Source organism: Diaminobutyricimonas aerilata (assembly GCF_002797715.1).
Taxonomy (GTDB): Bacteria; Actinomycetota; Actinomycetes; order Actinomycetales; family Microbacteriaceae; genus Diaminobutyricimonas; species Diaminobutyricimonas aerilata.
This window is the reverse complement of the sequence record NZ_PGFF01000001.1, coordinates 1-13233: the sequence shown is the minus strand read 5'-3', so window position 1 is coordinate 13233 and position 13233 is coordinate 1. Positions and strand designations below refer to the sequence as shown.

14 protein-coding genes and 1 pseudogene are annotated in these 13233 nt (G+C 71.3%); 12 read left to right on the top strand and 3 right to left on the bottom strand.

Translation table 11 applies throughout. The features are described from left to right. The first annotated feature begins 3 nt into the window (after nucleotides 1-3). Nucleotides 4-1503 carry a family 20 glycosylhydrolase gene (locus CLV46_RS00075; protein WP_100362909.1) on the top strand — a complete coding sequence of 500 codons (1500 nt, stop codon included), beginning with the start codon at nucleotides 4-6 and terminating at the stop codon, nucleotides 1501-1503. On the opposite strand, the gene CLV46_RS00070 is transcribed toward CLV46_RS00075, so the two are convergent. Continuing rightward, a complete protein-coding gene (locus CLV46_RS00070) occupies nucleotides 1500-2393 on the bottom strand; it encodes an aminoglycoside phosphotransferase family protein (RefSeq protein ID WP_100365789.1) in 894 nt (297 codons plus the stop codon). The genes CLV46_RS00075 and CLV46_RS00070 overlap by 4 nt on opposite strands. A 119-nt stretch (nucleotides 2394-2512) precedes the next feature. Between CLV46_RS00070 and CLV46_RS00065 the strand changes: the two genes are divergently transcribed. The 4 genes from CLV46_RS00065 to CLV46_RS00050 are packed head-to-tail and all read left to right on the top strand — an operon-like array spanning nucleotide 2513 to nucleotide 5163. Next, complete coding sequence (locus CLV46_RS00065) at nucleotides 2513-3244, top strand: SDR family oxidoreductase (RefSeq protein WP_100362908.1); 732 nt, start codon at nucleotides 2513-2515, stop codon at nucleotides 3242-3244. A 41-nt stretch (nucleotides 3245-3285) separates the two neighbouring features. Further along, nucleotides 3286-4188, top strand: coding sequence for an SDR family oxidoreductase (locus tag CLV46_RS00060; protein ID WP_100362907.1), 903 nt, complete (start codon nucleotides 3286-3288; stop codon nucleotides 4186-4188). A gap of 11 nt (nucleotides 4189-4199) precedes the next feature. Next, nucleotides 4200-4529, top strand: a complete 330-nt coding sequence (locus CLV46_RS00055; RefSeq protein ID WP_100362906.1) for a nuclear transport factor 2 family protein — start codon at nucleotides 4200-4202, stop codon at nucleotides 4527-4529. Nucleotides 4530-4545: 16 nt separating this feature from the next. Next, complete coding sequence (locus tag CLV46_RS00050) at nucleotides 4546-5163, top strand: TetR/AcrR family transcriptional regulator (protein ID WP_100362905.1); 618 nt, start codon at nucleotides 4546-4548, stop codon at nucleotides 5161-5163. 12 nt (nucleotides 5164-5175) lie between these two features. On the opposite strand, the gene CLV46_RS17035 is transcribed toward CLV46_RS00050, so the two are convergent. Then, a complete protein-coding gene (locus tag CLV46_RS17035) occupies nucleotides 5176-5613 on the bottom strand; it encodes a winged helix-turn-helix transcriptional regulator (protein ID WP_281253534.1) in 438 nt (145 codons plus the stop codon). A 56-nt stretch (nucleotides 5614-5669) separates the two neighbouring features. On the opposite strand from CLV46_RS17035, the gene CLV46_RS00040 reads away from it, so the two are divergent. The 4 genes from CLV46_RS00040 to CLV46_RS00025 are packed head-to-tail and all read left to right on the top strand — an operon-like array spanning nucleotide 5670 to nucleotide 9234. Continuing rightward, nucleotides 5670-6788, top strand: a complete 1119-nt coding sequence (locus tag CLV46_RS00040; protein ID WP_100362904.1) for an LLM class flavin-dependent oxidoreductase — start codon at nucleotides 5670-5672, stop codon at nucleotides 6786-6788. Beyond that, on the top strand, nucleotides 6788-7438 hold the full coding sequence (locus CLV46_RS00035; protein ID WP_100362903.1) for an NADPH-dependent F420 reductase: 651 nt from the start codon (nucleotides 6788-6790) through the stop codon (nucleotides 7436-7438). Before CLV46_RS00040 ends, CLV46_RS00035 begins: the two co-directional genes overlap by 1 nt. A 60-nt stretch (nucleotides 7439-7498) precedes the next feature. Next, the gene (locus CLV46_RS00030; protein ID WP_100362902.1) at nucleotides 7499-8590 is read left to right on the top strand and encodes an LLM class flavin-dependent oxidoreductase; all 1092 of its coding nucleotides are present in this window, start codon (nucleotides 7499-7501) and stop codon (nucleotides 8588-8590) included. 56 nt (nucleotides 8591-8646) lie between these two features. Next, nucleotides 8647-9234: an NADPH-dependent FMN reductase gene (locus CLV46_RS00025; protein ID WP_100362901.1), complete on the top strand. Its 588-nt coding sequence runs from the start codon at nucleotides 8647-8649 to the stop codon at nucleotides 9232-9234. A gap of 15 nt (nucleotides 9235-9249) precedes the next feature. Here CLV46_RS00025 and CLV46_RS00020 read toward each other — a convergent pair whose 3' ends face one another. Continuing rightward, complete coding sequence (locus tag CLV46_RS00020; protein ID WP_100362900.1) at nucleotides 9250-11382, bottom strand: helix-turn-helix transcriptional regulator; 2133 nt, start codon at nucleotides 11380-11382, stop codon at nucleotides 9250-9252. Nucleotides 11383-11586: 204 nt separating this feature from the next. On the opposite strand from CLV46_RS00020, the gene CLV46_RS00015 reads away from it, so the two are divergent. From CLV46_RS00015 to CLV46_RS00005, 3 genes and pseudogenes are all read left to right on the top strand, one after another. Continuing rightward, a complete protein-coding gene (locus tag CLV46_RS00015) occupies nucleotides 11587-12171 on the top strand; it encodes an alpha/beta fold hydrolase (RefSeq protein WP_100362899.1) in 585 nt (194 codons plus the stop codon). Nucleotides 12172-12250: 79 nt separating this feature from the next. After that, nucleotides 12251-12961, top strand: coding sequence for an alpha/beta fold hydrolase (locus tag CLV46_RS00010; protein ID WP_100362898.1), 711 nt, complete (start codon nucleotides 12251-12253; stop codon nucleotides 12959-12961). Nucleotides 12962-13069: 108 nt separating this feature from the next. Then, nucleotides 13070-13233: pseudogene (locus CLV46_RS00005) on the top strand (F0F1 ATP synthase subunit beta); the annotation flags it as partial.

Below are 13233 nucleotides of genomic sequence, written 5' to 3'. Positions count from 1 at the left end.
CGCGTGATCCCCGCGCCCGCCACGGTGCACTCCGCCGGCATCGATCCGTTCCTCCTGACCTCGCGCGCGCGGATCGCTGGCGATCCCGACGCGGCGTCCGTACTCACGCACCTGCTCGACGCCCTACTCGGTGAGACGTTTCCGATCGCGGACGAGGGCGAGATCGCGCTCACGGTCGACGGCACGGGAGCGGCCGAGTCGTACCGTCTCTCGGTCGATGCGGCCGGGGTCACCGTCGTCGGGGCGGATTCCGCCGGGCTCTTCTACGGGGTCCAGACGCTCGCACAGCTCGTCGAGCGGACCGCGGACGGTGTGCGGATCCCCGCGGTGCGCATCGACGACGCGCCGCGCTTCCCCTACCGAGGCGTCATGCTCGACGTCGCCCGCCACTGCTTCGACGTGCCCACGGTCAAGGCGGTGATCGACCGGGCGGCGCTGCTCAAGCTCAACCACCTGCACCTGCACCTCACCGATGACCAGGGCTGGCGCCTGCACCTCGACTCTCGGCCGGAGCTCACCGCCCGCGGCGCCGGCACCGCCGTCGGCGGCGACCCGGGCGGCTTCTACACGAAGGACGACTACCGCGAGATCGTCGCCTACGCGGCGTCCCGTCACATCACGACGGTGCCGGAAATCGACCTGCCCGGCCACACGCACGCCCTGGGACTCGCCTACCCCGACGTCGCCCACGACCCCGTCGTGACCCCCGACGTGCTGGCCCACGGCGAGCGCGCGGGCGAGCAGCCCCCGCGCCGCGGCGAACCGTACGAGGGCACCGCGGTGGGCTTCTCGTCGCTGCGCATCCACGACGACGCGACGTACGACCTGCTCCGCGACGTGCTCGGCGAGCTCGCCGCACTGACGCCCGGGCCCTACCTGCACATCGGCGGCGACGAGGCTCACGGCACCGACCCTGCTGATTTCGCCGTGTTCATCGAACGCGCGAGCGCGATCGTCGCCGAGTACGGCAAGACCGTGGTCGCGTGGCACGAGGCGGGCGCCGCCCCGGGCCTCGCCCGCGGTTCCGTCGGGCAGTACTGGGGTTTCGTCGTGCCGCTCGACGGCATGGATGCGAAGGCGCGGGCGTTCGCGGACGGCGGCGCGCGGGTCATCCTGTCGCCGGCGGATGCGGTGTACCTCGACATGAAGTACGACGCCGAGACGCGGATCGGGCTCGAGTGGGCGAACGGACCGACGAGCGTGCGGCGCTCCTACGAATGGGAGCCGGCCGAGGTCATCCCCGGCCTTCCCGAGTCCGCGATCCTCGGTGTCGAGGCGCCCTTGTGGACGGAGACGGTGCGCACCCTCGCCGACATCGACGAGCTCGCCTTCCCGCGGCTCGCCTCCGCGGCCGAGGCGGCGTGGTCGCCCGCCACCGGCTCGAGCGAGCTGCGCACCTGGGAGTCGTTCCGCGAACGCGTGGCGGCCCAAGGTGAGTTGTGGACGGCGCTCGGCATCGCGTTCCACCGCTCGCCGGAGATCCCCTGGCCTGAGTCCCGCTAGACCTCGAAGTCCGCAAACAGCCGGTCGAGCGTGCTGCGGCCCAGGGCGCTCATGACGGGGTTGCTGGTGCGGTAGTACCAGACGAGGCCCATCGCCTGCTGGAACGCCCACGCGGCACCACGCGCCCATCCGAGGTCGTCGCTCTGCAGCTCCCCGCGGAGGATCGTTCGCGCGCCGGCGTCGAGCAGGTGCCACGCGGCGACGAGGTCGAGCGCCGGGTCGGCGGCCTTGAAGCCGCCACCGTCGACCACCCCGACGAGGTACTCCCCCTGCACGAGCAGGTTGCCGGGGATGAGGTCGCCGTGCGTCATCGCGTCGGGCGCGAGCCGCGGCAGGTCGCGCAGCGACGCCCAGAGCGAGCGCAGTCGCGGCACGTCGAGCAGCCCCTCGCTCTCGCGGAAGCACGTCTGCATCCACGCGTCCCCGTCCCGCAGATCCCCGCCGCGCCCGGCGCCGTCGAAGGTGCGCCCGCGCGTGTCGGCGGAGTGCAGGGCGCGGATGAGCGCGGCGAGGTCGCGCGCGAAGGTCGCGGAGTGCGCGAGCCCGTGCGGTGTGGCCGTGTCGCCCGGCACCCAGGTCTGCACCGACCAGGGCAGCGGATATCCGAGGCCGGGCTCCCCGATGGCGAGCGGCTGCGGCGTCGGAACCGGTGAGCACGCAGCCAGCTCGACCATCGCCGCGCCCTCGCGCTCGAGCGCACGACGTGCTTCGCCGGCATCCGCGCGCCGAAGCGGGAAGCGCGCGGCCATCCCGGTGCCGATGCGGTAGATCGCGTTGACGGTGCCCGCGCCGGGGAGGCGCCGCACGTGCTCTCCACTCCACTCGGGGAATTGCGCACGGATCAGCGCTTCGGCGGCGGCATCGCCGAGTTCGAGTTCGTCGTCGTGCATCGGCACGGGCCGACCCTAGCGGCTCGGGAAGGCGACGGAGGAATTTTATGGACACCGCGTTCATTTCATGTTTATATGTACGCATCGTCCATATCGGCGAAAGGCATCGAGGAGGAACCATGAACACGGATCGGATCGCACTGGTCACCGGCGGCTCGGGCGGCATCGGCCAGTCCGTCGTCGAACGACTCGCGGCCGACGGCTTCGCCGTCGCCGTGCACTACGCCGGCAACCGGGCAAAGGCTGACGCGCTCGCCGAGCGACTCGCGGAGTCCGGTCACCGGGCGATCGCCGTCGGCGGCGATGTCGCCGACGAGAACGCGATGGCCGCGGCGTTCGACGCGACGGAAGAGGCCTTCGGCGGCATCGACGTGGTCGTCAACACGGCCGGCATCATGATCCTCGGCCCGGTCGCGACGTTCGACCTCGATGCCCTCGATCGGATGCACCGCACGAACATCCGCGGCACCTTCGTCGTCTCGCAGCTCGCGGCCACGCGCCTGCGCGCCGGCGGCGCCCTCATCAACGTCTCGACGAGCCAGACTCGGCTGCAGCACCCTACCTACGGCGCCTACGCCGCGAGCAAAGCCGCTGTCGAGGGCCTCACCATGGTGCTCGCCCGCGAGCTCCGCGGCAAGGACATCACCGTGAACGCCGTCGCCCCCGGCCCCGTCGCCACTCCCCTGTTCCTCGACGGCAAGGACGAGGAGACCATCGCGCGCCTCGCCGCCCTCCCGCCGCTCGAGCGACTCGGGCAGCCCGAGGACATCGGCGAAGTCGTCGCGTTCCTCGCCGGACCCGCCCGCTGGATCAACGGGCAGGTGCTGTTCGCCAACGGCGGCATCGCCTGACCCACCGACCGAACGCCCCCGCGACTCAGAAAGGCCACATCATGTCCGATCAGAAGGTCGTGCTCATCACCGGCGCCTCGAGCGGTTTCGGCGCCCTCACCGCCCGCGCACTCGCGGATGCCGGAGACATCGTCTACGCCGGCATGCGCCACACGGGCGATCGCAATGCACCGCGCGTGCAGGAGGCGGCGGACTACTCGCAGCAGCACGGCGTCGACCTGCGCGCCATCGAGCTCGACGTGAACTTCCAGGAGTCCGTCGACACGGCGGTCGCCCAGATCCTCGCCGCCGAGGGCCGCATCGACGTGCTCATCCACAACGCCGGTCACATGGTTGTCGGACCCGCGGAGGCGTTCACCCCCGAACAGCTCGCCGAGTTGTACGACGTCAACGTGCTGTCGACCCAGCGGGTCAACCGGGCCGTGCTGCCCGCGATGCGCGCTCGCGGCGCGGGTCTCGTCGTCTGGGTGTCGAGCTCGAGCGTGAAGGGCGGTACCCCGCCGTACCTCGCCCCCTACTTCGCCGCGAAGGCCGGCATGGACTCCCTCGCCGTGAGCTACGCGGGCGAACTCGCCCGGTGGGGCGTCGAGACCTCGATCGTGGTGCCCGGCTCCTTCACCCGCGGCACGAACCACTTCGCGCACAGCGGCACCCCCGCCGACGCGGAGGTCGCCGCCGAGTACGAGACCCGGTACACCGGACTCATGGAGCAGGTCGCCCGCAAGCTCGCCGACCTCTCGCCCGCCGACGCGGACGCGTCGCTCGTCGCCGACGAGATCGCCCGCATCGTGGCGCTCCCCGCCGGTGAGCGGCCGTTCCGGGTGCACATCGACCCGGCCGACGACGGCTCCGAAGAGGTGTCGGAGGTCGCCGACCGCGTCCGCCGCGAGTTCCTCGGACGCGTCGGGCTCGAGGACCTGCTGACCGTGCACACCGGACGGTGAGGGATCCGCTCATGGACGCCACGCCCATCCCCGACGCCATCCGCACCTTCGTCGACGCGACGAACGCCGGCGACACCGACGCCTTCGTGGCGACCTTCGCCCCGGACGCCCGCCTGGACGACTGGGGCCGCGTCTTCACCGGCCACGACGGCATCCGGGGGTGGAACCGCACCGACAACATCGGCGTGCGCTCGCACTTCGAGCTGCTCGACATCCGGGCGGCATCCGAAGCGGACGCGTACCTCGTCACGCTGCGGGTCACCGGCGATGGCTACAACGGCACCGGACCCATGACGTTCGTTCTGCGGGACGGTCTCATCGCCGATCTGCGGATCGCCTGATGGGAGAGGATGAGGTGTGACGACACCCACGACGGACGCCGACGCCGGCACCCGCCCGCGCGGGCGCGGGCGTCGGCGTGCCGACGAGGTGCGCGCCGACGTGCTCGCCGCGGTCGGCCGGCTCGTGCTCGACGAGGGCATCGCCGGACTCACCTTCGAGCGGGTCGCCCGCATCGCGGGAGTCAGCAAGACGACGCTGTACAAGTGGTGGCCCTCCCGCGGCGCGCTCGCCCTCGACGGCTACTTCCACGCCGTCGAACGGACACTCGCCTTCGACGCCACGGTCGACGTGCGGGCCGACCTGCGGCACCAACTGCACTCGTTCGCGGAGGTGATGGCGACCCCCGGCGGTCGGGCACTCCTGCAGCTCATCGGGGAATCGCAGCTCGATGAGAACCTCGCCGTCGCCTACCGCGCCCTGTACTCCTCCGGCCGACGTCTACTGGCCCACGACCGGTTGACGCTCGCCCAGCAGAACGGCGAGATCCGCGCCGGGGTCGACGTGCACGTGCTCGTCGACCAGCTCTGGGGCGCGGTCTACCACCGGCTGCTCATCCCCGACGAGCCGGTCACCCCGGAGTTCCTGGATGCGCTGGTGGACAACCTCTTCGACGGGATCGCGCCGAAGAAGTGAGCGGCCGGGGCGCTAGCCGCGCCCGACCTCCACGGCCCGCCGATCGGCGGCTTCGTCGAACGTGAGCCGGTGCGTCTCGATCTCGTCCTTGTGGTCGGCGACCCACGTCGCGAGGGCGAGCACCGGCCCGCTGAGCGCGGCACCGAGGGGAGTGGCCCGGTATTCGACCCGCGGCGGCACCTCGGCGTAGATGGTGCGGCTGACCAGCCCGTCCCTCTCGAGCGAGCGCAGCGTCAGTGTCAGCATCCGCCGCGAGATGCCGGGGATGGCCGCGAGCAGCTCCGTGAAACGGAGCGTGCGTTCCTCGAGCAGCCCGATGACGATGAGCGTCCACTTGTCGGCGACGCGATCGAGCACGGAGCGGAACACCTGCGGGTCGTCCTCCGTGCAGATGCAGAGCATGTCGCTGATCCGCTGCTTCTCCGCCATCGTGTCCTCGCTCTCGGTCACATCGGGGTGACCAGGTTCAATTGAAGTGACTGGTTATCGTCCGTTACACAGTACCCATGAGTAACCCATGGTCCCAGGATTCGGCGCTCTCCACACGCGCCGAGCCCCGTGTGGCGGATCCCGCTCCGGGCGGCCTCCACTTCGGCATCGGCACCTTCGCGTTCCAGACCGCCGACGACGACGGATCGCCGACGCCGGGACCGCAAGTACTGCGCGACGTCGTCGCCGAAGCCGTCGCCGCGGAACGCGCGGGTCTCGACTCCTTCGGCATCGCCGAGCACTACCGGCCGGGGATGATGGATTCCGCAGCACCCGTCGTGCTCGGCGCGATCGCGTCGCGCACCACGACGCTCCGGCTAGGCACGGCCGTCACCGTGCTCAGCACCCAGGATCCCGTGCGCGTCTACAACGAGTACGCCACCCTCGACGCCGTCTCGGACGGCCGCGCGCAGCTCATCGTGGGTCGCGGCTCGGCGATCGAGTCGTTCCCGCTCTTCGGCTTCCGGCTCGCGGACTACGAGCAGCTCTTCGAGGAGAAACTCGACCTGCTGATGCGCCTCCTGCGCGAGCAGCCGGTCACCTGGTCGGGCCGCTTCCGATCGCCGCTCGTCGATCAGGTGCTCGAGCCCTCCGTCGCCCCCGGTGCCATCCCGGTATGGGTCGGTGTCGGCGGCAGCCCGCAGTCGGTCGTGCGCGCGGCCCGATTCGGGTTGCCCCTCATGCTCGGCATCATCGGCGGCAGCATCGAACGGTTCGGCCCCCTGGTGGATCTCTACCGGCGCACGATGCAGACGCTCGGTCAGGCCGAGCAACCGGTCGGCATGCACGTGCACGGCTTCATCGCCGACACCGACGACGAGGCGATCGAGCGCTTCTGGCCGGTCTGGTCGGGGATGATGAACGCCGAGGCGCCGAAGCGCGGATGGGCGCCGTTCCGGCGCGACCGGTACGACGCCGAAGTCGCCGCCGGCTCGCTCGTCGTCGGCTCGCCCGAGACGGTCGCCCGCCAGGTGGCGGCCGGGATGCGGACGCTCGGCGCGACGCGGTTCGACTTCGTCGCCGCCGCGAGCCGGATGCCGCACAAGGACAAGCGCGAGAACATCGAGCGCTTCGGGCTCGAGGTCGTGCCCCACGTGCGGACGCTCCTCGCCGACACCGCGACGGGTGTCGCGTGATGGGGATACAGCGGATCGCCGTCGTGGGCGCGGGACGCGTCGGAACCGCCGTCGCCCGCACGCTGGTCGACGCCGGATACGACGTGACCCTGAGCGGGTCCGGTTCCCCCGCCGAGGTGGAGGCATTCGCCTCCATCGTCGCGCCGGGCGCCCAGGCGAGATGGACGGCGGAGGCGGTGACGCAGGCCGATCTGGTGATCGTCGCCGTGCCGCTGCACCGCCTCGCGAGCCTCGCCCCGGCGCCCTTCACCGGCCGGGTGGTGGTCGACGCGATGAACTACTGGCCGCCGATCGACGGGGAACTCGAGGAGTTCGACGCCGCTCCCGACGGCACGAGCAGGGTCGTCGAGCGCCTGCTCGCGGGAAGCACGATCGTGAAGACGCTCAACCACGTCGGCTACCACGACCTCGAGGTCGACCGGCGTGCGCTCGGTCATCCGCAGCGACTCGGGCTCGCCGTCGCCGGCGACGACCCGTCCGCCGTCGCGATCGTCGCCGGAGTGATCGAGCGGATCGGTTATGACCCGGTGACCCTTCCCTCCCTCGCCGACGGACGTGCGCTGCAACCGGGCGGCCCGGTCTTCGGAGCGCGCCTCACCGCCGCCGAGATCAGCCGCGCGCTGCGGGACCTCCGGCTCGAGGCCGCCTGATCCGGCTCCGCGCCGCCTCCTCTCATCCCCGCCTCAACCATCACCATCGAACGGAGTCACATGGAACTCGGAATCGGCGCCTTCGGAGACGCCAACTGGGATCCGGCTACGGGAACCCGCATCTCGGAAGCACAAGCGGTGCGGAACGTCGTCGAATCGATCGAGGTCGCCGAACAGGCCGGACTGGACTGGTTCGGACTGGGCGAGCACCACACGCCCGAGTTCCCCGTCTCGGCCGCCGCGACCGTACTCGCCGCCGCCGCGGCACGCACCTCCCGCATCAAACTGTCGAGCGCCGTCACGGTGTTGAGCACGGATGATCCGGTGCGCGTGTACGAGCAGTACGCGACGGTCGACGCCCTCTCGAACGGGCGGGTCGAGATGATCCCCGGCCGCGGCTCCTCGATCGAGTCGTTCCCGCTCTTCGGATACGACTTGAGGGACTACGACCGGCTCTTCGCCGAGAAGCTCGACCTGCTGCTCGAGGTGAACCGGTCCGCACGCGTCACGTGGGAGGGCACCACCCGTCCTGCTCTGCACGGCGAATACGTGCCGCCGAGGGCGGAGCACGGGCCGATCCCGATCTGGCTCGGGGTCGGCGGGAACCCCGGATCGGTCATCCGTGCGGCCCAACTGGGTCTCCCGATGGCGACCGGCGTGCTCGGCGGGAGCGCCATCCGTTCCGCCACCAACGCGACCCTCTACCGACGGGCCGCCGAGCAGTTCGGCAACAGCCCCGAGCAGACCATGATCATGCTCGGATCGCCGGGCTTCCTCATGCCCGACGGCAAGATGGCCCGCGAGACGTGGTGGCCGCACTGGCACCAGTTCATGAAGATCGTCGGTGAGCAGCGCGGCTTCGCCGCCCCTACCCGCGACTCCTACGACCGGGACACCGGGCCGCAGGGCGGTCTGCTGATCGGCTCCCCCGAGGAGATCGCCGAGCGGATCATCCTCATGCACCAGCACTGGGGTCACGTGCGCCAGTACCTCCACATCGACATGGGTGCCCTGCCGCAGAAGGACCTGCTGCGCGCGATCGAGTTGTTCGGCACGGAGGTGCGCCCCCTCGTGCAGAGGGAACTCGGCACGACCTCCGTCGACACGCTTCTGGGTCGCGCCTCCGCCCCCGCCCTCACGTCGTCTCGCTGACGGCGTCCACGGTCCCCCGGCGTCGACTCCGGCGCCGGGTCGAAAGGAAGGAAGACATGTCAGACCTCAGGATCGGCGTCATCGTCGGAAGCACCCGACCGGGACGGGTCGGCAAGCAGGTGGCCGACTGGGTGCTCGATCGAGCGAGCGCCCGCGGTGATGCGCGGTACGAGCTGATCGACCTCGCCGACTTCACGCTGCCGCACCTCGACGAGGCGAACTCGCCCATTCTCGGGCTGTACGAGAAGGAGCACACCAAGAAGTGGGCGGCGACCATCGCGCGATACGACGGTTACGTGTTCGTCACGCCGGAGTACAACCGCTCGATCCCGGGCACGCTGAAGAACGCGATCGACTTCCTCTACGCCGAGTGGAACGACAAGGCGGCGGGCATCGTGAGCTACGGCGGCGCCGTGAGCGGAGCGCGCGCGGCGGAGCACCTGAGGCTCATCCTCGCCGAACTGCAGGTGGCCGATGTGCGCCAGCCGGTGCTGTTCTCCACCATCACCGACTTCGAGGACTACACCGTCTTCAAGGAACCCGCGGCGTACCACGTCGCGGCGCTCGAGGTGCAGCTCGACCAGCTGGTCGCCTGGGCGACGGCGCTGCGTTCGGTGCGGGCAGGGGCGGCGTCGGCCGCCTGATCCCGGATGCGCGGCTCAGACCGGCCAGTCGGTGTCCCGTGGCATACGCGGGTCGCCGGCCGGCCCGGTCGCGCCGCCGACTTCCGCGCTCACCGACATCGCATCGCGCAGCTGCGCCCGGGTGGTGACGCCGAGCTTGGGGAAGATCCGGTACAGGTGCCCGCCGACCGTGCGCGGCGACAGGTACAGCTGCACGCCGATCTCCTTGTTGGACATGCCGCCGGCGGCGAGTTCCGCGATGCGCATCTCCTGCTCGGTCAGATCGCCGACCTGCACGGCGATCTCGCGCTGGCACGCGCGCAACTCGCGCCGCACGCGGTCGAGCCAGGCGCCGGCGCGCACGCTGATGAGGTCGAACTCGACCCGCAGCAGCTGGCGCCGCGCCTCGGTCGTGCGGCGCGCGCGGCGCAGCCGTTCCGCGTAGACCATGCGCAGCCGCGCCGCCTCGTAGACGAACGGGAGCGACTCCGCCCGCACCAGCAACTCCTCCGTGGGCTCGAGGGTGGTGCGCGCGGCGATGATCGCATCGCACGCGGCGAGCACGAAGTCGGCGCGCTCGGATCGCTGCCGTTGCAGGGCCTCGCGGAAGCGCTCGACGCGCGCCTCCGCCTGCTCGGTCTCCTGCACCATGAGCGCGTAGTCGACGAAGTCGAACAGCTCGATCGGACCGCACGGGCCGGTCGTGAGGTTCAGGATGTCGGCCTGCCGCGTCGAGAGCAGGGCCATCGCCTGGTCGTAGTTGCCCTGCGGGCCCTCGATCATCACGATTACCGAGTCGAGGATCGCGCGCAGCCGGTACGCGCCGCGCGCCACCGGTTCGGCGAGGATGCGGTCGACGCGCTGCCGCGCCGCGTCGCGCTCCCCCCGGAAGGCCTCGGCGAAGGCGAGCATCGCCTCGGATCCGGCCCGCATGAGCGGCGCAGGCACCGTCTCCGTGGTGGTCTCGATCGCGATCGCGAGCGCCGTGTCGAGCTCGTTCCAGTGCTGGTTGTGCGCGAGCATGATCGACACGTACGTCGCCTCGACGGCGCGCACGAGGCGGTTGCCGACCCGCTTGACCAGCCCGACCGGCGGGGCGAACGACCCGAGGCGCATGTCGCGGTACGCGTGCAGGATCGTCGCGACGCAGCCCGCGAGCTGCGACCACCCGCGTCCGTCGGCGGTCGCCGGGTAGTCGAGGTGGGGCTCCGTTGCGCTGCCGAAGGTGGAGCCGATCGCGATGATCTCGGGGTGGAGCGGCACGGTCGCGGCGGCGCAGGCGGCCATGAACCCGTTCCAGCCCTCCAGCTCCGCGCCGATCACGTTGACGAGCGCGTAGACGGCGAGCGCCTCGCCGACGGCATCGGCGTCGAGGCCGTCGCTCGACAGCCGCGCCTCGAGAGTGGCCCGGGCGGCGGCGGACTCGTTCTCGACGAGCGCCTGCCGCAGGGCGCGAGCCGGGGCGCTCTCCCGGATGAGCACGCGCGTATCGACCGCCGTGAAGCGCTCCATCACCCGCTCCGCGACCTGGAAGTCCCCGTCGCACGCCGCGAGGTTCGCGGCAGCGGCGGCGAGCGCGGCCGCCCGATCCGGGGCGGTCGCGGCATCCGCCGCGCTCACGAGACAGTGCACCGCCCACGAGGGCCGGTCGGCGCGGGCATAGAACTCGGCGGCGGAGACCAGGTCGTCGACGCCGACCTCCTCGTCGGCGAAGAGCAGGTGCAGCGCGCCGCCGTGCGGCGTCGCGGCGTCGGAGAAGTGCACGCGACCGGCGAGGCGGTGGTCGTCGGGCCCGGCGGCGGCGAGAACGGCCACACGGTGCCGGTCGGTCGTCCAGCCGACACGTCCCCGCTCGGCGAGCTCGATGAACCCCGTCGCCGCGGCGGACGCCCGCACCGACGACAGCGCGCCCATCTCCCCCTGCAGCGCGAACGCGAGCAGATGGCCGCGCACATCGGGCTGCAGTGCGGAGAAGTCCGCGGCGAGCGCCGCCCCCTCGGCGCTCAGGTCGTCGAGCCGCGGCAGCACGCCGAACCACTGGGCGTGACGGGTCAGCCGTTCGACCGCCGTCGGGGGCACGTCCTCGACACCGAAGATGTCCTCGAGGTGCCGCAGGGCGAGGGCGGATGCAGCCGGCACGTCGCTCCCCCAGGGCGGTCGGGTGGTCATGCTCGATGATACGGAACCCCGCGCCCCGGGCCGCTGTGGTGAGGCGCGACGCGCGCGTGCGGATCGCGGCGCCGGTCCGTGCATCCGTATCGACTCGTCGATGACTCGGTCGAGTCATTCGACTCTTCGTGACCGTCGCCCGCGGGGCGCACGATCGCATCGTGCACCGGTGAGGTGCGCATCCGATCGTCGAGAGGAGGAGCGATGGGCAGCAGCACCATCACGGTCGTGCTCGTGCACGGTGCGACCTCCGACACCTCGAACTGGGACGCCGTCATCGAGCGGCTGGCGCGGGACGGCGTGCGGGCGGTCGCCGCGGCCTCCCGGATGCACGGCCTCTCCGACGACGGCGCGCACGTCGCCGACCTCGTGCGCCGCGTCGACGGCCCGGTCGTGCTGGTGGGTCACTCGTACGGCGGCATGGTCATCACGCAAGCGGCGACCGACGCGGGCGACGTCGAGGCGCTCGTCTACGTCGCCGCGATCGCACCCGACACCGGTGAATCGTGGGCCGAGCTGGTCGCGCTTCCCCCGGAGGGCACCGTCGGCGCGATCCCCGAGCACGTGCTGCGCGATCCGCTTCCCACGACGACTCCGGGCTGGCGCACGCTGCCCTCGTGGTTCGTGTACGGCGACGCGGACCGCATCCTGCCCCCCTCCGCGGTCGCGTTCACCGCAGAGCGCGCGGGTGCGCGCGGCACGACGCTCGTCGAGGGCGCGTCCCATGCCCTCCACGTCTCACGACCGGATGTCGTGACCCGCACGATCGTGGCCGCGATCGCGGGCTGACGAGAACTCCGGGTCGGCGTCCGCCGATCCGGCCCCCACTCCGCCGACAGCGGCAGGAGCGACGAAAGGAAGAGGAACGATGACCACCATCGATCAAGAGGTTCGGAACGTGGTGCTGGTGCACGGCGCCTTCGCCGATGGCGCGGGATGGCGCGGCGTGTACGACGACCTGACCGCCCGAGGCTTCCGGGTGACGATCGTGCAGAACCCGCTCACCTCGTTCGAGGACGACGTCGCGGCCACCACCCGCGTGCTCGACAAGCAGGACGGCCCGACCATCCTCGTCGGCCACTCGTGGGGCGGCACCGTCGTCACCGAGGCGGGCAACCACCCCTCGGTCGCCGGGCTCGTCTACGTGGCGGCACTCATCCCGGACAGCGGTCAGAACAGCGGAGAGCAGTACGAGGGCTTCGCGGCGACGCCCGAGTTCGTCATCGACGTGGGCGACGACGGCTTCGGCTTCCTCAACCCCGACAAGTTCAAGGTCGCCTTCGCCGGCGACGCGAGCGACGCCGACGCGGCGTTCCTGCGCGACTCGCAGGTGCCGGTGAACATGGCGGTCTTCGGCGCACCCGTGACCCACGCGGCCTGGCACGACAAGCCCTCGTGGGCCGTCGTCGCGATCGGCGACAACGCCTTCGACCAGGCGATGGTGGAGCACATGGCCACCCGCGCGGGCGCCGAGATCACCCACGTCGAGGCCAGCCACGCCGTGTTCCTGACGCAGCCCGGCGTCGTCTCGGAGGTCATCGCCACGGCAGCGCAGAACGCGCTCGCCGGCGTCCGCTGAGCCACCGCACGAGGCCGGCTCGCGCACCGCGCGCGGGCCGGCTCCGCGGCCCGGATGTTCGAGCGAGCTCGTCGTCCGGACCATTTGCACAACCGTTGTTACACAACTATGGTTGTATACATGAGCACGGGCCGAATCTGCCGCGTCACCGGACCGGTCGTCGACATCGAGTTCCCCCACGACTCGATCCCCGAGATCTACAACGCGCTCGAGACGACGATCACGATCGGCGAGCAGAGCACGCGCCTCGTGCTCGAGGTCGCCCAGCACCT

Bases quoted from the DNA above. Each gene is read 5' to 3' on its own strand.
- CLV46_RS00010 (WP_100362898.1), top strand. From the start codon at position 12,251: ATGACCACCATCGATCAAGAGGTTCGGAACGTGGTGCTGGTGCACGGC.
- CLV46_RS00020 (WP_100362900.1), bottom strand. From the start codon at position 11,382: ATGACCACCCGACCGCCCTGGGGGAGCGACGTGCCGGCTGCATCCGCC.
- CLV46_RS00030 (WP_100362902.1), top strand. From the start codon at position 7,499: ATGGAACTCGGAATCGGCGCCTTCGGAGACGCCAACTGGGATCCGGCT.
- CLV46_RS00040 (WP_100362904.1), top strand. From the start codon at position 5,670: ATGAGTAACCCATGGTCCCAGGATTCGGCGCTCTCCACACGCGCCGAG.
- CLV46_RS00060 (WP_100362907.1), top strand. From the start codon at position 3,286: ATGTCCGATCAGAAGGTCGTGCTCATCACCGGCGCCTCGAGCGGTTTC.
- CLV46_RS00065 (WP_100362908.1), top strand. From the start codon at position 2,513: ATGAACACGGATCGGATCGCACTGGTCACCGGCGGCTCGGGCGGCATC.
- CLV46_RS00035 (WP_100362903.1), top strand. From the start codon at position 6,788: ATGGGGATACAGCGGATCGCCGTCGTGGGCGCGGGACGCGTCGGAACC.
- CLV46_RS00025 (WP_100362901.1), top strand. From the start codon at position 8,647: ATGTCAGACCTCAGGATCGGCGTCATCGTCGGAAGCACCCGACCGGGA.
- CLV46_RS00055 (WP_100362906.1), top strand. From the start codon at position 4,200: ATGGACGCCACGCCCATCCCCGACGCCATCCGCACCTTCGTCGACGCG.
- CLV46_RS00070 (WP_100365789.1), bottom strand. From the start codon at position 2,393: ATGCACGACGACGAACTCGAACTCGGCGATGCCGCCGCCGAAGCGCTG.
- CLV46_RS00015 (WP_100362899.1), top strand. From the start codon at position 11,587: ATGGGCAGCAGCACCATCACGGTCGTGCTCGTGCACGGTGCGACCTCC.